This is a genomic window from Thermosynechococcus sp. GLH187, assembly GCF_031583395.1.
In the GTDB taxonomy this organism is placed as follows: Bacteria; Cyanobacteriota; Cyanobacteriia; order Thermosynechococcales; family Thermosynechococcaceae; genus Thermosynechococcus.
This window is the reverse complement of record NZ_CP134175.1, coordinates 157,641-178,672: the sequence shown is the minus strand read 5'-3', so window position 1 is coordinate 178,672 and position 21,032 is coordinate 157,641. Positions and strand designations below refer to the sequence as shown.

The following is a 21,032-nucleotide window of genomic DNA, read 5'->3' as shown; positions in this document are numbered from 1 at the left end:
CATGGCTGTTTTCCATGGGACGTGGCTGGCAACGCCGACGCCGCGCTTTTTTGCATGGGCAGAAGAATGGCGATCGCTCACTCAGGCAATCACGCCTTGGGTTCCGACTGCTGTGCCTGTTTATCCCTATGCCACCCAACTGAAGACACCTCCGCTTGTCAAGGCCAGTCCGAGTGTTGCCTATGCTGCTTTGCCCGCACAGATTCAGGAGCATCACCTATTACCGCCTCCCCTAGCGGAAGTCAACGGCGAACCGCTGTTTCTCTGGCAGGTGCCGGGTTGGGCGATTCCTGCCTCAGGGGTTTTAGAGCAACTACATCAACTGGGTCTTCAGGGTCGCGAAAGCGCTGCTATTGGCGATGATCTGCGCTATTGGCTGCACGTTAGTCGCTGGTTACTGGATTTAATTGTGCGCGGCCAATACTTGCCTACGGCTGAAGGGTGGCGGATTCTGCTCACCCACGGGGGCGATCGCGATCGCTTTCGCCAATTTAGCCAACGGATGCCGCATTTATGTCGCTGTTATCAAACTGATGCCACGGCGCTGCGGTTTCCGCCCCATGCCACCGATCTATTGGCAGATTTTCTGCACCACACCTTGCAGGGCTATCTCCACACTGCCCTTGCCGCCCTAGAGTTACCCAAAGTGGGCTTGGCTAAGGAGCATAGTCACTGGCTGACTTTCCTCAAAACAGGGCAAGCAACGGAACTGCCGCCTTCTTTTGTGGAACGGCTCCAACGTTGGCAAGAACCCTACCGCGAGCAGTTGGATCTGCGCCCCCAATGGCGCTTGGCACTGCAACTGGTGCCCCCAGATACTGCCGAGGGTGATTGGCGCTTGGCCTTTGGCCTACAAACGGAGGGCGAAACGGAAACGATGCTGGCGGCGGCCGAGATTTGGCAATGTACGCAAGAGTCCCTCCTCTATCACGGACAAGTGCTCTGGCAGCCCCAAGAAACCCTGCTGCGGGGACTGGGTTTGGCCTCACGCATTTATCGTCCCCTCGATCGCAGTCTCCAAGAACCCTCCCCTGTGGGTCTGACGCTGCAAACCACGGAAGTTTATGCCTTCTTGCAAAGTGCCATTCCGCTCCTTGAGCAGCAGGGGGTTGCAATTATTGTGCCACCGAGTTTGCGCCGCAATAGCGCCCAGCATCGCTTGGGTCTGAGGATGATTGCTTCATTGCCGCCCACCGCCACCAGCGGCTTGAGTATTGAGAGCTTGATGCAGTTTCAGTGGCAATTACAGTTGGGGCAGCATCCCCTCTCGGAAGCAGATTTTGATCAACTGCGCCGCCAAGAGAGTCCCCTTGTTTATCTCAATGGTGAGTGGGTGCTGCTGCGTCCCCAAGAGATCAAGGCCGCTCAAGAGTTTCTCCAGTCTCCCCAAAAGACCCAGCTCTCCCTTGCCGATACGCTACGCATTGCCACCGGGGATACGGTAACGGTGGCCAAGTTACCCATTCTTGGTTTAGACGCCAATGATGCCCTTCAGGCACTACTCGATGGCCTCACGGGTAAACAAACCCTTGATCCAGTGCCGACACCGCAGGAATTTTGTGGTGAACTGCGTCCCTACCAAGCGCGAGGGGTGGCGTGGTTGAGTTTCTTGGAACGCTGGCGGTTGGGGGCTTGCTTGGCCGATGATATGGGCTTAGGGAAAACGATTCAACTGTTGGCCTTTTTGCTCCACCTCAAGGAAGCAGGACGTGCCTACCGACCGACACTGTTGATCTGTCCCACCTCGGTACTGGGCAACTGGCTACGGGAGTGCCAAAAATTTGCACCGACATTGCGTGCCTACGTCCACCACGGCAGCGATCGCCCCAAGGGCAAGGCGTTTTTGAAAAACGTCGAAACTCACGATCTGATTCTCACTAGTTATGCCCTTCTCCAGCGCGATCGCGCCACCTTGCAACAGGTGTCATGGCAGCATCTGGTCCTCGATGAAGCCCAAAACATCAAAAATGCCAACACCCAGCAGTCCCAAGCGGCACGGGAACTCTCCGCCCAGTTTCGCATTGCCCTGACGGGAACCCCTCTAGAGAATCGTCTCCTTGAACTCTGGTCGATTATGGACTTTCTGCATCCGGGGTACTTGGGCAATCGCACCTACTTTCAGCACCGCTATATGCGACCCATTGAACGCTATGGTGACACTACCTCCCTCAACGCCCTGCGCACCTATGTTCAGCCCTTCATTCTACGGCGCCTGAAAACTGACCGCAGCATTATCCAAGACCTGCCCGAAAAACAGGAGATGCTGGTCTATTGCGGTCTCACCCTAGAGCAGATGCAGCTTTACAGTGCGGTGGTGGAAGACTCTCTTGCTGCCATTGAAAATAGTGAAGGTATCCAGCGGCGGGGGAATATCTTAGCCACCCTCACCAAGCTGAAGCAAATCTGTAACCACCCGGCGCAGTATCTCAAGCAGGAAGACTATGCCCCCGATCGCTCAGGCAAGTTGCAACGCCTGATAGAAATGCTCCAAGAGCTTCAGGAAGTGGGCGATCGCGCCCTTGTCTTTACCCAATTTGCCGAATTTGGCACCCACCTGAAAACCTATCTCGAAAAGGCGCTACAGCAGGAGATCTTTTTCCTGTCGGGACGCACCCCCAAAGCCCAGCGAGAACTCATGGTGGAACGCTTTCAGCACGATCCTGAGGCACCCACGGTCTTTATTCTTTCCCTAAAAGCGGGGGGCGTGGGCTTAAATCTCACCCGTGCCAATCATGTCTTTCACTACGATCGCTGGTGGAACCCTGCCGTTGAAAATCAGGCCAGCGATCGCGCCTTCCGCATTGGCCAAGCCCGCACTGTCCAAATCCACAAATTTGTCTGCACGGGTACCCTTGAAGAAAAGATCCACGAGCAAATTGAGCAGAAAAAAGCGCTTGCGGACATGATTGTGGGCAGTGGCGAACAGTGGTTAACCGAACTCAACCTCGATCAACTGCGGCAACTGCTCACCCTGGACAAAGAGCGGGTGATCACACTCTAGGCCATTGCCCACTGGGATGCCTGCTCACCGCGTAGGAGGCGAATTTGGGCGATCGCGAAAATGGTGGGAATAATGCGCGCATAGTTGGTGGAAATGGCACGCCAACCCAAGTCAGCAATAAACCAAACCCAGAGGGCGGTACTGGCAAAGGCTAAGACGCTGCGACCGAGGGCAAATTTAGCGGCTCCCACGGCAGCGCCCCGAGACACCAAGGGAGTGATGGAGAGCTTGTACCCAGCAAAGTGAATGGCAAATTGACGAGCCACCTGCTGCACCACCATGGAGCGGACAACAGAACTGATGGCGATCGCCGCGCCTCCCTCTAGGATCAGGCGTACAGTTTCCATAGAAATCGGGTGGCCGTTGCGCAGTTCGGGCAAGCTATCTTGGATTTGGGCAGCCAAGACCTTGCGATCCTCATCCCCCAGCTTTTTCCACATCCGCTGCAACACATTCAAGAAGATTTCCATTTCCAGTTCGGGGACTGTCCAACTGGGGGAAAACTTAATTTTCAGATAGCGACAGACCCGCATCAACGTTTGCCGATAGCTGATTTGCTGTGCTTTGCCCTTGAGTACTGTCAGACCATCTGCCGCCAAAAAGCGAAACCGCTCCTCAATATCATCGAGCCATGCTTGGCGATCCTGAGCTTGGACGGCAATGGGATCCGGCGTTGTGAGATAGTCCAAGGGATTGAGCCGACGACGAAACAGAATTTCTGTTAGGTCTTGCAACTCCTCCTCCGTCGCCAATTCCAGCGCAGCCCGTAGCTCGTTCATGGGGTTCTCGCTCCAGCAGCAGCACAATAGAACATGATGATTCTTCACCCCTGATTATAGGGATTCAGGCTGAAATTGTGGTACAGCCCTTTTCACAAGAATGGGAGATGCGCCACTATCCCAGAAAAGCACGGTTCGGACAGTACAATACAAAAGAGTAGCAGGCTGGCAAAATAAAAAGCTATGGATTTATTAACCCTAGAAGGTTGGCTCGATAACACGGCCTTTGCGGTGCTTTTGATCACGATGTTGCTCTACTGGTGTGGGGCAGCGTTTCCCCAATGGCCTGTTCTCACGGCTGCGGGTCGCACGGGGATGGCGATCGCCAATCTCTGTATTACGGGCCTGCTGGCGGCGCGTTGGATTGAGGGGGGCTACTTTCCCATCAGCAATCTCTATGAATCCCTCTTTTTCCTGTGCTGGGGTTTGACAGCCATGCACTTTGTCGCCGAGTCCATCAGTGGCCAGCGCCTTGTGGGGGTTGTTACTGCACCCGTTGCCATGGGAATTACGGCTTTTGCGGCTCTCTCGCTCCCCCCGGAAATGCAGCAGTCAGCGCCTCTGGTGCCTGCCCTGAAGTCCAACTGGTTAATGATGCACGTCAGTGTGATGATGCTCAGCTATGCCACCTTGATGGTGGGGTCACTGCTGGCGATCGCCTTCCTAGTGGTCACATGGGGCAAACCCGTCAGCCTTAAGGGCAGCTCTGTGGGCACAGGCAGCTTCCGCAGTCGCGCGCCAGAACCTTCCTTAGAACCCTCGACTGGGGGCGGCGGCACCACGGTACTGACCCAACCCACCCTGCAATTGAGTTTGCAACGCCTCACCTTGGCTGAGACCCTCGATAACTTGAGCTACCGCATGATTGGTCTTGGCTTCCCACTGCTAACCATCGGCATTATCTCTGGTGCGGTCTGGGCAAATGAGGCTTGGGGGGCGCCTTGGAGTTGGGATCCCAAAGAAACTTGGGCACTGATTGTCTGGCTGGTGTATGCTGCTTATCTCCATGCCCGCATGACCCGTGATTGGCAGGGGCGCAAGCCGGCGATTCTCGCCACCGTTGGCTTTGGGGTGGTCTGGGTGTGCTACTTGGGGGTGAACCTGCTGGGGAAAGGTCTGCACTCCTACGGTTGGTTTTTCTAGCGGTTTTTTGCCCGTGTGGGGCATCTACCACGCCCGCCTGCATACCACCTTAAAAACCCAACAATGGCTCCCTAGGGGGGCACGAATTCTGATTGCTCTATCGGGGGGGCAAGATTCCGTTTGTTTAACGCGCCTGCTATTGGATCTACAGCCCTACTGGCGGTGGTTTTTGGCGGCTGTCCACTGTGATCACCGCTGGCGGGCAGATAGCGCTGCCAATGCAAATTTTGTCCAAGCGCTAGCGCAGCAATGGCACCTGCCCTGTGAGGTGGTGAGTGCCCCTGAGATGTCCAAAACGGAGGCGGCAGCCCGTTCATGGCGTTACCAAGTCTTTGAGACCGTGGCCAAGGCGTTGGATTGCACCCATGTGGTGACCGCCCACACCCAGAGCGATCGCGCCGAAAGTCTCCTACTACATCTACTGCGCGGCACCAGCCCCGATGGCCTAGCCACCCTCTTACCTAGCCGTGCTTTGGGTGCGATTCAGTTAGTACGTCCACTCCTAGGGATGACGCGAGCGGAAACGGCTACCTTTTGCCAAACCTACGGGTTACCCGTCTGGCAGGATGCAACGAACCACCATCTCAACTATCGCCGCAATCGGCTGCGTTTGGAGTTAATTCCCTATCTGCAAGCGCACTTTAATCCGAATGTGGAAGAGGTGCTTGCCCAAACCGCTGAACTGCTGGCTAGCGATCGCGCCTATTTCGAGGCTGAGGTGGAGCGTCTTGCCCCCACCGTGATCCGCGAGCATCCCCCTGCCTTGGAGCGGCTGCGCCTACGGGAATTGCCCCTTGCGCTGCAACGCCGCTTGATCCAGCGATTTTTGCGTCAGCACCTGAAACGGGGCATTGATTTCAGCCTAATTGAAGCGGTGCGTCCTCTGATCACGGCAGGTAATGGCAGCCAAACCTCAACGCTGCCGGGGGGGTACCACCTGCGGGTCTGTGGTCAGTGGCTTGAACTGATCAGGCCAACGGCACCACCGCCTGAATCTGTTCCTGCGGATCAAGGGGAGCGATCGCCACCCCTACCGCCTCTTTATTGAGGATGGGGATCTCTTCGCCGTTGGTGATCCAGGCTCGCTCTTGGTTCGTCACCAGTGCCAGGGGGCTACCGCCGCGGCCAATGCCCGCCAAGCGATCCGCTTTTTGCCGCAGAGGCATCGCCAACTGGCCTAAATGACCAAGGGGCACAACTTCCATTAGGGGCAGCGGCACTTGTTTACCAAGGCCTGAAGCGGTAACGAGGATCACATTCTCCAGTTCCGACAGGGCGATCGCCCCCACCAAGGTTTCTCGCACACTGAGGCGCACCGCCGCTTGACCTTGATTCAGCCGCCCTAAAGCGGGAATGTTGGAGATGAAAAAGTGAAAGACCCGCCCCCGCGAGGTGGCCAACACTAAGTGATCCGTATCTGCAGGCAGTACCCAACCGAGGGCATCCCCCGCCTTGAGTTTCGTGAGTTGCAGACCCCGCCCGCTCAGGTCTTGCAGATCTGAGATTGGAATGACCTTAATGCGGCCTTGGCGCGTCAGCAAAATCAGCTTCTCTGCTGGGGCTTGACTGGGCAAGACCGTCAGGAGGGTTTCCCCTTGCGCCGACTCCGGCAAGAGAGTCAGTAGGGGTTGACCGCGATCGCTCTCACGGCGGCTGGTAACGGGTAATCGCTCTACGGGCAGCGGATAGACCTTGCCACTTTCCGTAAACACCCACAGGCGATCCCTAGCCTGTACCGAGAAGGCCAAGGGCAATGGCTCTGACCACGGTAGCCACGTTTGCCACTGGAGACTCCCCCGACTGCGCTGGGACAGACAGCGCCCGTAACCGCGATGATTCACTTCGACCCAGAGGGACGTATCGTCACGATCATTGGTCTCCACGGGGGTGGGGGGCGGCGGCGCTGCCGTGAGGATTTGAGTGCGGCGGCGATCGGCAAAGGCTTTCTTTAACTGCCGCAATTCTTTCTTCAGTGCCTTGAGGCGCTCAGGACGCTGGCTAATCAGGGTTGCCAACTGGGCAATCCGCGCTTGTAGCTCCGCCTGTTCCCGTTCTAGGTCTTGGCGCTCCTGTTGAGTGAGGCGGCGTAGGGGCATGGCAATCAGGGCACTGGCTTGGCGATCGCTCAAACCCAAGCGGGTCATCAATTCCCGCTGAGCAGTACTGCCATCCGCTGCCGATCGCAAAATCTCAATCACCTGATCCACGGCATTGAGGCCGATTAAGAGTCCCGTCACCACATGCTGGCGGGCTTGAGCCGTTTCGAGATCATGGCGATATTGCCGTAGCAGGGTCTGCTCGCGAAATTGCAGAAACTCACTGAGAATCTCCTTGAGGGAGAGTTGGCGGGGTTGATTGCCCACCAGTGCCATCAAGTTGATGCCATAGGTTACTTGTAGGGCCGTCAGGCGGTAGAGTTGCTCCAAGAGTTGTGCCGCTGAGGCATCCCGCTTCAGTTCAATGACCACCCGCAGCCCCTCGCGATCGCTTTCGTCCCGCAGATCGGCAATGCCCTCAAGGCGACCTTGATTCACCAAATCCGCCACCTTCTCAATCCATGCCGCCTTATTCACCTGATAGGGTAGCTCTGTCACCACAATGGCTTGGCGACGGTGGCGGCCGCGTCCGGGCTGAATATCCTCAAGGGTGGCCACCCCCCGCAGGGTGATCGTCCCTCGACCCGTGGCGTAGGCGCGCAGCAATGCTGCCCCATCCACAATCACACCCCCCGTGGGAAAGTCCGGTCCCGGCAGGTGGGTGAGCAGTTCCTCTAGGGAGAGATGGGGACGGTCAATAAGCGCAATCAGAGCATCCACCACTTCCCCCAGATTGTGGGGTGGAATGTTTGTGGCCATGCCCACAGCAATTCCCGTTGCGCCATTCAACAGCAAAATCGGCAGTTGCGCCGGCAGCACCAATGGCTCCTCTTGGGAACTGTCAAAGTTGGGGACAAAATCCACAATGGCGTCGCTGATATTCTCCAGTAGCGTGCGGTGGGCGATCGCTGCCAAGCGCGTTTCCGTGTAGCGCATTGCCGCCGCAGGATCATCATCAATGGAGCCAAAATTGCCATGCCCTGCCAAGAGGGGATAGCGACTGCTAAAGGGCTGCACCAAGCGCACCAGTGCCTCATAGACCGCTTGATCCCCGTGGGGATGATATTTCCCCAGCACATCCCCCACCACCCGTGCACACTTGCGAAAGGGGCGATCGGGCGTCAACCCCAACTCATACATGGCATAGAGAATCCGCCGATGCACTGGTTTTAGCCCATCCCGCACATCTGGTAGTGCCCGCCCCACAATCACACTCATGGCGTACTCCAGATAGGAGCGTTGCATTTCACTGTGCAGTGGTGTTGGGATCACCTGTCCAGAGGTCAGCAAATCCAGTTGTTTGGGCATGATCACGAGCGAGCCAAAGGATCATTCCCCACGATACAAGAGTTTTGCGAATTGTAAAGTAAGTTAAGACTCCGTTGGGGTTGCTTCCTCAAGCTTCTCCTTGGTCAGCCGCGCCACTAGTTCCTTAATGAGGATGTAAATGATCGGCACCACAAAGAAACTGAGAAATGTGGCCGCAAGCATGCCACCTGTGACACTTGTTCCCAAGGAGTGACGGGATTTTGCCCCAGCACCCGTAGCAATGACCAGCGGGAAGATGCCCAGAATAAAGGAGATGGCCGTCATCAAAATGGGGCGCAGCCGTTCCTCGGCGGCATGGATCACCGACTTGACAATGGAGGTGCCCTTGCTTTCGCGAATTTGGTTGGCAAACTCCACAATCAGAATCGCATTCTTACTGGCGAGGCCAATCAGCATCACCAAACCAATTTGGCAAAATACATCATTACTCAGCCCCCGCAACCACTGTGCCAACAAAGCGCCCATGATCGCCAAAGGCACCGAAAGGATAATGATCAAGGGGTCAATATAGCTTTCGTACTGCGCCGAGAGCACGAGGAACACAAACACGAGACCAAGGCCAAAAATCAACGGTGCTTGGCCTGCGGAGCGGGTGGACTCTAGGGATAACCCCGTCCAGCTATAGCCGATGCCATTGGGGAGAACCTCCTGAGCCAAGGATGCCATTGTCATCATCGCTTGACTATCACTGAGGGGTGGCACATTTTGACCAGTCACCTCCGCCGAACGGAACAAGTTATGGTGATAAATAATCGGCGGTGCCGAGACCTGTTCAATCGTGACGAGATTACTGAGGGGAATGAGGGCATTTTGCTCCGAGCGTACATAGATGCGGTTGATGTCATCGGGATTCGAGCGAAACTGCTTATCCGCCTGCACAATCACTTGGTAACTGCGGGCAAAAATCGTGAATTGGTTAACGTATAACGACCCCAAGTAAATCTGCATGGCATTAAAAATGTCCTTGAGGGGAATCCCCAAGGCAAGGGCGCGGGTGCGATCGACCGTTACATTTAACTGGGGGGCATTAATGGCAAAGGGGGTATTCACTGACACAAGGCCGGGGGTTGCATTGGCTTTGAGGATTAGCTCGTTCACTGAACTCGCAAGGGCTTCAAGGCCGAGACCCTGCTGATCCATCACCTGCATATCAAAGCCGCCAAGGCCGCTGCCACCAAGGTTAATGGTCGGCACATTGGATGAAAACACCACTGCTCCGAGTTCACCCACGACGGCCTTCTGAAACTGGGGCAGCAACTGATCAAGGGTTGGCCGTTGTGACCAGGGCTTGAGACTCGTAAAGATAATTCCCTTGTCTGAACCTGTGCCGAAGAAGCTAAAGCCGCCAATGGCAAAGGTATGTTCGACCGCTGGATTTTGGGCGATCGCGTCCGCTGCTTTGAAGACAATATTGCTCGTGTATTCGAGGGACACCCCCTGAGGCGATTGCACAAGGGTAACAAAATAACCTTGATCCTCTTGGGGGACAAAGCCACCGGGAACAATCTGAAATAGCCAGTAGGTAAACCCGAGCAGCGCTACGAACCCCGCCAGCACCCAGTATTTTAATCGCACAATCCCATTGAGGTTGCGTTCATAGCCCCGTCGCATTGTATCGAGAAAGCGGTTAATCCAGCGAAACAAAATAAAGTTCGCCATCGGGGGGCGTTCCCGCCGCAGGAGCAGGGCGCACAAAGGGGGAGAGAGGGTTAAAGCATTAAACGTAGAAAGGGCGATCGCAAAAACAATCGTCAAAGCAAACTGCTGATAGAGCCGCCCAGTGACCCCCGGAAAAAAGGCCACAGGGATAAAGACCGCCATCATTACCAACGAGGTGGCAATCAATGCCCCTGTCACTTCCTCCATCGAGCGACTGGCAGCTTCTTGGGGGGTCATGCCCTCGTCTTCCATGAGACGGGTGACATTTTCCACGACCACAATGGCATCATCCACCACCAGCCCCGTGGCCAGCACCAGACCAAACATGGTCAAGCTATTGATTGAGAAGTCAAAAGCCTTCATAAAGGCAAAGGTGCCCACCAAGGAGACAGGGATCGTTACCGACGGAATAATCGTGGCACGCCAATCCTGCAGGAATAAAAAGATCACGGCAATCACAAGGATGATGGCCACAATCAGCGTAATGACCACCTCTTTGATCGACTCCTGCACTGCGTCGGTGGTGCTAAAGCCCACACTCCATTTCAGACCGGGGGGAAATTTCTCAGCTAAAACAGCCATCTCCGCTTCGACAGCGCGGGCAATGTCGAGGGCATTGGCACCACTGAGTTGATAGATACCAATCCCAACGGCGTCACGGCCATCAAACTGAAAGTTGGTGTTGTAGTTTTGTGCCCCTAGCTCGGTGCGACCGACATCGCGAATGCGAATCACGGAACCATCGTCGCCGCGCTGAATAATAATGTCGGCAAACTCTTCCTCTGAGGCCAAGCGACTTTGGGCTTGAATAGAAATTTGAAACTCCTGTCCCTCTGGTGCTGGGGGGGCACCAATAATCCCGGCTCCCACCTGGACATTTTGATCGGAGAGGGCACGCACCACATCCTGAGCCGTCAGACCGCGACTGGCTAAGCGATTGGGATCAAGCCAAATCCGCATGGCATAGGTGCGTTGACCAAAGACCTGAACCTGCCCTACCCCGTTCAGACGTTGCAGGGGTTGCACCACGTAGAGGGTCGCGTAGTTACTAATGAATGTGGCGTCGTAGTTGTATCCCTCCCTTGGGTATAGGGCTAAGGCCAAAACAATCTGATTTGTGGATTTCCTGACATTTACCCCAGTGTTGATGACCTCTGGTGGCAGTTGGGAGGTGACTGATGCCACTAAGTTATTCACATCCACCGCTGCAATGTTTTCGTCGTAGCCCTCAGTGAAGGTGATCGTGATATTGCTGTTGCCAAAGCTGTTACTGCTGGAGTCAATGTAATCCATCCCCTCCACGCCATTAATTTGCGTTTCTAAGATCGTGGTGACATTCGTTTCAACGGTTTCAGCGTTGGCACCTGCATAGTTGGCAGACACCTGAATTGTTGGCGGTGTAACGTTAGGGTAATACTCAATGGGCAGCGTTGGCAGCGCGATCGTCCCCACCAAAATAATCAGCAGAGAACAAACCGTGGCAAAAACCGGGCGCTTAATAAAAAAATCGCTAATCATGCTCTTTTAGGACTCAGGAGTAATGGGCACACCATCGCGCAGGCGCTGAATTCCCGAGACAACAATTTGCTCTCCCGGTTTGAGGCCTTCAAAAACTTGATATCTATTTCCTTGGATTGCCCCCACTTGAATGGGCTTTTGTTTGGCAATCATTTTGCCCTCGGCGTCTTTTTCGGCCACAAAGACAAAGTTTTGCCCGGCAAGATTGGATACCGCCGTAGTCGGCACCAAAATCCCCGGTTGCTGATCGAGAATAATGCGGGCTTGAATTTGTTGATCGGCACGGAGATTATTCCGCGTATTGTCGTAGAGCGCTTTCACTAAAATGGTTTGGGTATTATTTGTGGTATTGGGGGCAATGAAAAAGACGGAACTCGTACCGACGACATTGCCATTCATGTCTATTAATTCCACCGGCGTCCCCATCCGAATGCGGGGGATTTGCTCAATGGGCACTTGGATATAGACTTCTAGGGGTTGATTTGAGGTCAGGGTGAGGAGGTCGGTTTGGGGCGTTACAAAATCGCCCACTTTGGGGGGAATATTGCCGACAACACCACTAAAGGGAGCACGCACCTGAAACCAATTCAGGACAACGGCCTGCTGCTGGGCATTGGCTTGGGCAGCCAAGAGGGCTTTTTCTAACTGGGCAATGGTAGCCTGTTGGGCACGAATATCCGCCTCGGTTTGTTGGAGTGCTGCTTGGGCAGTGCGAAAGCTGGTGATGAAGGATTGCGCTTGTTCTTTGGAAACAGCCCCTTCTTCAAAGAGTGCTGTATAGCGTTCCGCTTGAATCCGATTGAACTCTACGGTGGCCAGATTGGAGCGGCGCTGGGCTTCAAGGGCGCGGAGGATCGAGCGGGCATTCTCTACATTGGCTTGGGCGGATTGAATCGCAGCTAAGTTGCTGGCCACAACGGCTTGCTGTTCTGAGGGGTCAAGGAGAATGAGGGGCTGACCTTGAGTAACAAACTGGCCATTTTGAACATTGATTTGCGCAATTCGACCCGAAACTTGGGGTTGGAGGGTGATGGACTCACGGGATTGCAAAGAGGCATTGTAAACAGCAGTTTGCGAAAGGGTTTCCGTTTGAACCGCCGCAAGTTTCACCCGTGCCGCTGGTGGGGGAGCCGTTGCCTTTGGTTGGCCACAGGCGGTAGCAAAGAAACAAAGACTGCCTAGGAGAGCTGACGTGAACAGTTGCCGTTGCACCATACCTCAGACCTTAATAATGTCACCCAAAGTGGGCAATAAATATCCTCAGTCTATCCTAGAGGCGCCTATGGCGAGTGCTGCTTTAATAAAGTTTCTGTGTATCTAGGCGAAATCGAGAATAGCCCCTATTGGCAATCCTCCGCTAAGATGTAGAGCAAGGGGCAGGGGGTCATTTCTAGCTCACCTTAGAGGCTAGAACAGTCCTTGCGCTAACCTTTATCAACGACAGTACAGGTACCAGTGGCTCTTACCAAGAAAACACAGCAAGAACAACCCATGATTAATGAGCGCATCCGTTTTCCTCGGGTGCGGGTGGTGGATAGTGATGGTTCCCAATTGGGGATTATGTCGTCCCAAGAGGCGATCGCGATCGCCCGTGAAAAGGAACTTGACCTTGTTCTCGTCAGTGACAAGGCAGATCCACCCGTTTGCAAAATTATTGACTACGGCAAGTTTCGCTTTGAGCAGGAGAAGAAGGCGCGGGAAGCCCGCAAAAAGCAGCACACCTCCGATGTCAAAGAGGTGAAGATGCGCTACAAAATCGAAGAACACGATTACAACGTTTGCATCAACCGCGCCGAGCGTTTCCTTAAGGCTGGAGACAAGGTGAAGGCCACTGTGACCTTTCGCGGGCGGGAAATTCAACACGCCCACCTAGCCGAAGAACTCCTCAACCGTATGGCCAATGACCTGCAAGCGGTGGCCGAAGTGCAGCAGGCACCCAAGCAAGAGGGGCGCAATATGATCATGTTTTTGGCACCGAAGCGGTAATCCATGCTGGGGAGCGTATGTTTGGCTATCGTCCAGACCCCAAATCTACCCCGCTGGATATTTCAGACCCTGAGAAACCTCGTTCGGCACTGCTGCTAGCGATCGCCGCCCTTGTCACGATTCTTCTTTGGCAGATTCCCTTGGGGAACTATCTGCTGTATCCCTTTACAATCTTGGCCACATGGTTCCACGAGATGGGGCATGGCCTCACGGCGATTCTGTTGGGGGGCTACTTTCGCGAATTAGTCATCTATCCCAGTGGTTCAGGATTTGCGCGCTATGGGGGCGAGGTGCTGCTGGGCAATTTGGGACATGGCTTAGTCGCCATTGGCGGACCTCTAGGACCCGCGATCGCTGGCAGTGTCTTTATTTTGTCGAGCCGCTCTCATCGCGCCACAGATATTTGCCTCAAAGCCCTAGGAATCATTATTCTCGCCTCAGTGCTGCTGTGGGTGCGATCGCTCTTTGGCATTGTCTTCATGACATTGGTGGGGATTGCCATTCTGCTGGTGGCCTATCGCGGCAATCGCTGGCTCAAGGGGATTTCGATTCAATTCCTTGGGGTGCAAGCCTGTATTAGCACATTTCAGCAGGTGGACTACCTCTTTACCTATGCCATGCCGGGGGGGCAGCTTTCCGATACAGGGCTTCTCCAACGGTACCTCTGGCTCCCCTATTGGCTGTGGGGGGCGCTGATTTCTGTGATGACCTTGGGGTTGCTGCTGTGGAGTCTCAAGGTGGCCTATACCCGCCCTAAGTAATGCCCCAGCGGTGTCGCCAACGACTGGTGGATTCACGGTTAGCGGTTTGTTGCTCCGCTTGGCGGCGCGATCGAATCATCTCCGCACTATCCCGCAGGTGCGGATCGCGGTAGGGAATACCCGCACGGGTTTGCAAATGTTCCTGCTCCATCAGCGACAGCGGAATAAGCTGATCGGCTTGCCAGCGAGCTACGGTGCCCTGTGCCCATTCATGGCGGTGCTGGGGGGCAACAAGTGGTAGCGTTCCAAGGTGTAAACCCGCCGCCTGCAAAGCGGCACGAACGGCAGCAGCACGACAATAGGTGGCCAAATGCCCCGTTGGTGCCAGACACTGAGCCACCAGACGCAGAAATTCCACTGTCCAGAGTTGCGGACAGCGCTGGGGTGAAAAGGGATCAAGAAAAATGGCATCTGCTTGGAATCCTTGGCGAACAAGCTCTTGAATGGTTTGGCGAGCATCCCCAATTAAAAGCTGTGCCTCACAGTGGGGGGTGCTCACCTGCTGTTGCTGAGCGAGTCCTTCAAGAATCGTTTGAACCGATGCTGGCCAAGGGGGCATGACTGCTAAGGCTGCTTGGGGAACGCCCAGATCCAGTTCTAAGCCAATAACTGTAACTTGACAGGTGGGATTGTGCTGCCAAATCACCTCTAACGCAGCGGCGGTGTTGTAACCCAAACCATAGCAGATGTCCAAAAGGCGCAGATGAGACGCTTGGGCTTTGCGGGGCAAATCGGTGGCGATCGCGAACTTTTCAAAGGCTTCTTGACGCGCTCCCCCAAGGCTATGGAACGTTTCCTGAAATTCTGGCGAAAAAAACGTAAAAGAGCCATCCGCCGTTGGTTGCGGCTGCCAGATTGAGTTTAGGGCAGGAGCTAAGTTTTGGGAATAGGCCATCACTGCATTTGCGTGGGAGTTTCCGGTTGGTGAGCAGGTGGTCGATTCATGATCACAACGCCAATTCCCGCGATCAAAAGAACAACGACGATGCCGCCAACAATCAGTAACCAAGGGGGAGAGGATTTAGGGGCGGGTGCTGACGCTGGGGTAGCATTGGCTGGCAGCGATGGGGGCGTGGCATTAAATTCTGTTTCTTCTTCTGATTTTTTATCGTCTGCACCTTCCTCAGCTTGGGTAATCGTTGAGGTCATGGGCACGGCCTTAATGCTGTGATAGTTAACGCTCTTCAAATACTTAATAAACTCCGCCTCCCCCATGGACACAGTAGCATAGTGCGCCTTAACGGAACCGCCAAAGTTAATCTCATCTCCATCTTTTAGCTCATGACTTTGCACCCGCTGGCCATTCACTAGGATACCGTTGGCACTGGGCTTACCATCAGCATTGCCATCCACGACGCGGTAGCGATAGCCATTTGGTGAGGGAATCCGCAGCAGCAGCGCGTGTTGCCGTGAGACACCGTGACCATGAATCACGATCGCATTGGTGACATCGCGGCCAATGGAGTAGGTTGCCGCCTCCAAAGGGATCGTGCGCTTACCCGTTTCGTCCTCAATGTTGAGTAGATGGTGCTGACGGTTACCACTCATGGGAACAACTTAGATTAATTGACGATTGTTAATCAATATCTTAGCCTGAGGGCTAGAATTCCCAAAGATACTACAAAAGCTAAGGGCAACGATCATCCCGTATCAATAAGAGGCTCAGGAACTAGAACCTACGGTGTGGCATTAACGCCGCTGTGCCAATGGTTGTGCCTTCAAGATAGAGGGGCTGACGGCGCATAGTGTCCTAACCAATACAACAAACGCATGAGCCCTCCCCCATGGCATCGGTTGGGGTGAAAAGGTGAAGCCGATTTTCACCTACGCAGTTTCCTAATCCACTAAGGGAAAGAGGCGCACGGGGGCGAGGGCTTGCAATTGTTGACCGAGGCGAAAGGCTTGGGGTTCGTAAAGTGCGAGGGTCAATGTCGCAGGCAGTTGCTGGATAAAGGTGCGCGATCGCGGCAGGGGCAGACCCGTAATCTTGGTGATCAGATTGCCAATTTCTAGGGCAGCTTCCGCGTTGCGAGGATGACCGACCCAAAGCCGCCAGAGACGGCGGGGCGCCATTTTGCCCTGTTCAATGCGCCGTAGGCCATCAATGGTTGCTAAAACAATCAGGCGATCGCCCACCGTGAGTTGCAGCGTATCACTGGGCAAAAACTGATGACTGATCTCACCGCCGAGAAACTGCTCATGGCGATTGTAGAAAATGGGGATGACTGCATAACCATAGGCCACCTCACCAATCAACTTGCCCTCAAGGGTGTCGCCGGCAGTAACGGTGTAATCGGCAATCAGTACCGTCTGCTGGTCAATTTGAAACAGACCCAACATTGTTTCGCCAAAGGCGGCACCGGCAAAGGCCTCAGCAGCAAGGGCATAGGCACAGAGGGGGCGGGCACGGGGTAGGAGATCCCGCAGATCATTAGTGAGGCTGGGATCATAGATGCCAATGACCAACCCAATGGGGGATTCCCGCTGCTCCGTGGCTTGACGAGCAATGAGGGCTGCCTCTAGGTTCAACATTTCATCGGCAGTGGTGAGAACCACACTTTTGGCGGTCTCCAAATGGGCTTGGGGGAGCTTTTCTGGAATGTTGCCAAGGAGCATGGGCAGGTCTTCAAAAAGCTGAGTTTGCTCTGGGTTGTCCACCAGTAGCACAAGGGGTTGACGGAAGGCACGTAGGATTTGCACCACCTGTTGACCAATGCGATCTAAGCCAACAACAATCACGTGATCCGCCGTGGGCAGGGGGGGACGTTTCTTGAGAAAGTCAAACCGCGCTTGCAGCAGCTTTTCCGCCAAAAGTCCCAAGACACCGACAATAAAGAGGAGACTAACGATCGCCACCAAAATACAGACCACCAGCAGCCAAGGGGGAATCGGATCGTTTTCTAGCCCGCCAAAGACATCGCCAAAGCCCCCCAAAAGGAGAATAAAGCCGGCAGCAAAGGCCTTTTGCCATGTGAGTTCGGGGACGTTGTAGCGCAGCAGGATCGCGGTCACAAGCCACAGACCACTGCCCATCCAAAGGCCATTGAAGATCAACTCACGAGAGCGATCGCCATGGATCCACTGCCAGAATTGTTCTACCTGCTCAGGCAGTTGGCGCACCTGCTGAATGAGGCGCTGGATGGGATTGGGGTCAGGGATGGGCAAGGATTTCACCACTTCTACCCGTTCAATCCAAATCGGGCGATCGCCCACCGCAAAGCACAAATCCGGCGGCCAATGGTTAAAGAGGCGGTGGGGGCGCGTTGGCTGGAAGATTGAGGATTGGGCATGGCACGAGCGCACACTAATGAGGCGTTGGTGACGGCGCTGCCAGCGGTGGGCAGGGGTACCCACGAGGGGACTCTCAGCGGTAATCGTTTGTTGCAACACCCGAAACTGCTGACCCTCAATCGTAAACGCAGCAAGGATATTTTCCTCAAGGGCTGCAAGGGCGAAGGCAGGAGCTGGTAGTTCCGTGGGATTGAGCGCCACAAAGCTCCCCAGTTTTTTCTCTAGAAGGGCGTTGAGATTATCGCGACTAGAGCGCACCACAAGATGGACATCGGGATTTAAGCGCCGAGCCACAATCGCCGTCGCAATATTGGTGGCCTCATCACTGGTCACCGCCAGTAAGGTACGACAGCGATCAATCCCAGCCGCTTTCAGAACCGCCTCCTGCCGGCAATCACCGATGATCACAGGTTCACTGAGCAACTCCGTCAACTGCGGAATTTCCCACTCAATGTTGGCGTGGCGTTCAATGGCACGAATCTCTAGGGCCAAATGCTCACCGGCAAAGCGGCGCAGACTTTGGATACAAAATTGCCCCAAACTGCCAAGGCCGCAGATAATAAAGCGATCGCCCGCAGTCGTTTCACCTATTTGAGTGGCCTGCGGTGTGGCTGAGGCAACAGACCAAGATTTCCACCAATAGGGAAAGGGCTGATGGGGTTCTGCCGCAAAGAGTTGGAGACTGCCCCGCTGCCACTGCTGCCAAAGGGTCTTGCCCCACCTAGATAGGCGATCTAAATCTGTTGGCTCTAAAGTGGTCGATTCAACCCAGATGCTGAGGTGGCGATCGCCGATATCAATGAACCACGTTGCCCTGCTACCCAACAGTTGGCGCAGTTGGCGGTCAATGATGTCCTGAAGGCTGGCCATAGCTTCCTAGGCAAAATGGGACAGCAGCTCCTGTTGATCCAACTGACGACCAATCACCACCACACGGGTTTGGCGTGGCTCTGCCACTTGCCACAGGCGATCGTAAAACAAGTCTAACCGTTGACCCACCCCTTGCACCACCAGACGCATGGGTTTGCCCTCAATGGCCGCAAATCCCTTAATGCGGTAAATGTCAGGTACTTGCAGCAAGCGCTCGAGGGATTGCCGCAGGCGCTGAAGATCGCAACTGCCCATCTCTAAACAAATGGCTTGAATCTCTGCATCGTGCTCGTGATCCTCCTCAAAATCATGGTGACTGGGTCGCTGCCCCAAGTCTTCCTCCACCGCTGCATTAAATCCCAGCAGCAGATCCGCCGGCACCTGTCCTTGGTGAGCCGCCAGCAGCTTAATCCGTGGGGGCAATTGAGTGCGCAGTTCAGCGATGAGCAGCTCTACCTGATCGGGAGTCAGTTGATCCGCCTTGCTGAGGATGACCAAGTCGGCACAGGCCAGTTGATCGTTAAAGAGTTCCTCAAGGGGGGTGTCCTCATGCTCCAAGCTAGGATCGGCTGCCTTTTGGGCAAAGAGCGCCTCCAGATCAGCACTCACTTGACCGGCTGCCAAGGCAACGCCATCTACCACTGTCACCACCCCATCGACGGTTGCGGCATGGCGCACCTGCGGCCAACGAAAAGCCATCACGAGCGGCTTGGGTAAGGCGAGTCCAGAGGTTTCAATGACAATGTGATCAATCTCCTGCTGTTGTGCCAAGAGGGTTTGCATGGTGGGCAAAAATTCCTCCTGCACTGTGCAACAGAGGCACCCATTGGTGAGTTCCCAGATGCCCGCTGTGCGATCGCAACAGGACTGCAAAAGTTCGCCATCAATACCGACATCACCAAATTCATTCACAATCACGGCAATGCGCCTGCCCGCTGCCTTCTGGAGCAACTGCCGAATTAGGGTCGTTTTACCGCTCCCAAGAAAACCCGTGATAATCGTGACTGGAATTTTTGCACTCATTCTGCTAAAAGGCCTCAATACTGGGAAAATCTTGAAGTTGATGGGCGGCTTCGCCACAGGTGCGGGGTGTGGGAAACACCTTTTCGGGGTTGGCAAGGCGTTTGGGATCAAAGGCGCAGCGCACCTGCTGCATCGTTTCTAAATCTGCTGGGCTAAACATCTCACCCATGAAACAGGCCTTATCGCTACCAATCCCGTGTTCACCGGAAATGCTGCCCCCCAAGCGCACACAGAGCTTGAGGATTTCACCGCCTAGAGCCTCCACCTCGGCAAGGGCGCCCGGCACTGCCTGATCGTAGAGAATCAAGGGATGCAGATTGCCATCCCCAGCGTGGAAGACATTGGCAATGCGATAGCCACTGCGCTGACTCAGTTGTTCAATTTCCTTGAGGACGGTGGCCAGTTGACTGCGAGGAATCACCCCATCTTGGACAAAATAATTAGGACTGAGGCGACCCGCAGCCGCAAAAGCCGCTTTGCGCCCTTTCCAAAGGCGGAGGCGATCTTCAGCCTCTGTAGCAACCGTTACATGGCGTGCTCCCTGTTCATAGCAAATGCGTGTGACGCGCTCCTGCAAAATGGGCACTTCGGCATCTAGGCCATCCACTTCCACTAGGAGTACGGCGCCAGCATCGCGGGGGTAGCAATTGGTGGCCACCACATCCTCAACGGCATTGATACTGAGGTTGTCCATGATTTCCATGCCAGCGGGAATAATCCCCGCCCGAATAATCGCGGAAACCGTTTCTCCCGCTGCTTCAATCGTGGTGAAGTCCGCCAATAGCACGGCGATCGCCTCCGCCTGTTTGAGAATCCGCAGCCGAATTTCTGTGGCAATTCCCAGCGTCCCTTCGGAGCCAACAAAGACACCCATGAGATCGTAGCCGGGCATTTCTGGGGCCGCACCCCCCAGTTCAACAATCTCACCATTGGGCAACACCACCGTCAGTCCCAGCACATGATTCGTGGTCACGCCATACTTCAGGCAGTGGACGCCCCCAGAGTTTTCAGCGACATTGCCGCCAATGGAACAAATAATTTGACTGGAGGGATCCGGGGCATAGTAAAAGCCCTGATCGGCAACGGCTTGCGTTACCCAAGCATTGATTACCCCTGGCTGCACAACCACCTGCTGGTTGGCCAGATCAATCTCTAGAATCTGGTTCATGCGGGAGGTGACGACGAGAATCCCCTCGGTGTGGGGTAAGGCTCCCCCCGATAGCCCCGTCCCTGAACCGCGGGCAACAAAGGGAATACGGTAGCGATCGCACACTTTGAGGATGGCAGAGACTTGGGCAGTGGTTTGCGGTAGCACGACCAGTTTGGGTCGTTGCCGATACATGGATAGCCCATCGCACTCATACACAAGGGCTTCTGCTGCATCACTGATGACGCTCCCCTTGCCGACAATGGCTGTTAGCTCCTCTGTAACCCGCTGCCAAGGGGTAATTTGCTGTAGTGTGGACATCCCCAGTGCTCTAAACCGCCTTCTCCTATCGTAAATGGGTCTGTTGCCTCAGGAATGGGACTAGGGGGCATTTGACATTTATTTACTAGATAGTTATAAAATTATATT

14 protein-coding genes are annotated in these 21,032 nt (G+C 54.8%); 5 read left to right on the top strand and 9 right to left on the bottom strand.

From position 1 onward, the window contains the following. Position 1 precedes the first annotated feature (1 nt). Positions 2–3,001 carry a DEAD/DEAH box helicase gene (locus tag RHI63_RS00840; protein WP_310821712.1) on the top strand — a complete coding sequence of 1,000 codons (3,000 nt, stop codon included), beginning with the start codon at positions 2–4 and terminating at the stop codon, positions 2,999–3,001. Here RHI63_RS00840 and RHI63_RS00835 read toward each other — a convergent pair. After that, positions 2,998–3,780 carry a YaaW family protein gene (locus RHI63_RS00835; protein WP_190278036.1) on the bottom strand — a complete coding sequence of 261 codons (783 nt, stop codon included), beginning with the start codon at positions 3,778–3,780 and terminating at the stop codon, positions 2,998–3,000. The genes RHI63_RS00840 and RHI63_RS00835 overlap by 4 nt on opposite strands. A gap of 183 nt (positions 3,781–3,963) precedes the next feature. Here RHI63_RS00835 and ccsB point away from each other — a divergent pair, with 183 nt between their 5' ends. Together ccsB and tilS are read left to right on the top strand one after the other, a co-directional pair. Further along, a complete protein-coding gene (gene ccsB / locus RHI63_RS00830) occupies positions 3,964–4,923 on the top strand; it encodes a c-type cytochrome biogenesis protein CcsB (protein ID WP_310453114.1) in 960 nt (319 codons plus the stop codon). A gap of 13 nt (positions 4,924–4,936) precedes the next feature. Beyond that, on the top strand, positions 4,937–5,971 hold the full coding sequence (gene tilS, locus RHI63_RS00825; RefSeq protein ID WP_206200652.1) for a tRNA lysidine(34) synthetase TilS: 1,035 nt from the start codon (positions 4,937–4,939) through the stop codon (positions 5,969–5,971). On the opposite strand, the gene RHI63_RS00820 is transcribed toward tilS, so the two are convergent. From RHI63_RS00820 to RHI63_RS00810, 3 genes are all read right to left on the bottom strand, one after another. Further along, a complete protein-coding gene (locus tag RHI63_RS00820) occupies positions 5,892–8,327 on the bottom strand; it encodes a DNA topoisomerase (ATP-hydrolyzing) (protein ID WP_310821711.1) in 2,436 nt (811 codons plus the stop codon). The two genes, tilS and RHI63_RS00820, sit on opposite strands and share 80 nt — an antisense overlap. A 63-nt stretch (positions 8,328–8,390) precedes the next feature. Next, complete coding sequence (locus RHI63_RS00815) at positions 8,391–11,525, bottom strand: efflux RND transporter permease subunit (protein ID WP_310821710.1); 3,135 nt, start codon at positions 11,523–11,525, stop codon at positions 8,391–8,393. A gap of 6 nt (positions 11,526–11,531) precedes the next feature. Further along, positions 11,532–12,740, bottom strand: a complete 1,209-nt coding sequence (locus RHI63_RS00810; RefSeq protein WP_310743225.1) for an efflux RND transporter periplasmic adaptor subunit — start codon at positions 12,738–12,740, stop codon at positions 11,532–11,534. A gap of 276 nt (positions 12,741–13,016) precedes the next feature. Here RHI63_RS00810 and infC point away from each other — a divergent pair, with 276 nt between their 5' ends. Then, the gene (infC, locus tag RHI63_RS00805) at positions 13,017–13,511 is read left to right on the top strand and encodes a translation initiation factor IF-3 (protein ID WP_225901679.1); all 495 of its coding nucleotides are present in this window, start codon (positions 13,017–13,019) and stop codon (positions 13,509–13,511) included. Positions 13,512–13,528: 17 nt separating this feature from the next. Further along, positions 13,529–14,272, top strand: coding sequence for a M50 family metallopeptidase (locus RHI63_RS00800; protein WP_302677006.1), 744 nt, complete (start codon positions 13,529–13,531; stop codon positions 14,270–14,272). On the opposite strand, the gene RHI63_RS00795 is transcribed toward RHI63_RS00800, so the two are convergent. From RHI63_RS00795 to RHI63_RS00775, 5 genes are all read right to left on the bottom strand, one after another. Then, positions 14,265–15,167, bottom strand: a complete 903-nt coding sequence (locus RHI63_RS00795; protein WP_310743224.1) for an MnmC family methyltransferase — start codon at positions 15,165–15,167, stop codon at positions 14,265–14,267. The genes RHI63_RS00800 and RHI63_RS00795 overlap by 8 nt on opposite strands. After that, complete coding sequence (locus tag RHI63_RS00790; RefSeq protein WP_206200646.1) at positions 15,167–15,820, bottom strand: FHA domain-containing protein; 654 nt, start codon at positions 15,818–15,820, stop codon at positions 15,167–15,169. Before RHI63_RS00790 ends, RHI63_RS00795 begins: the two co-directional genes overlap by 1 nt. A 288-nt stretch (positions 15,821–16,108) precedes the next feature. Next, positions 16,109–18,433, bottom strand: a complete 2,325-nt coding sequence (locus RHI63_RS00785; protein ID WP_310821709.1) for an NAD-binding protein — start codon at positions 18,431–18,433, stop codon at positions 16,109–16,111. A gap of 6 nt (positions 18,434–18,439) precedes the next feature. Continuing rightward, entirely contained in the window at positions 18,440–19,456 is a 1,017-nt protein-coding gene (gene cobW / locus RHI63_RS00780) for a cobalamin biosynthesis protein CobW (protein ID WP_206200644.1), read from the bottom strand. A 4-nt stretch (positions 19,457–19,460) separates the two neighbouring features. Further along, complete coding sequence (locus RHI63_RS00775; RefSeq protein ID WP_206200643.1) at positions 19,461–20,924, bottom strand: FAD-linked oxidase C-terminal domain-containing protein; 1,464 nt, start codon at positions 20,922–20,924, stop codon at positions 19,461–19,463. Positions 20,925–21,032 lie beyond the last annotated feature (108 nt).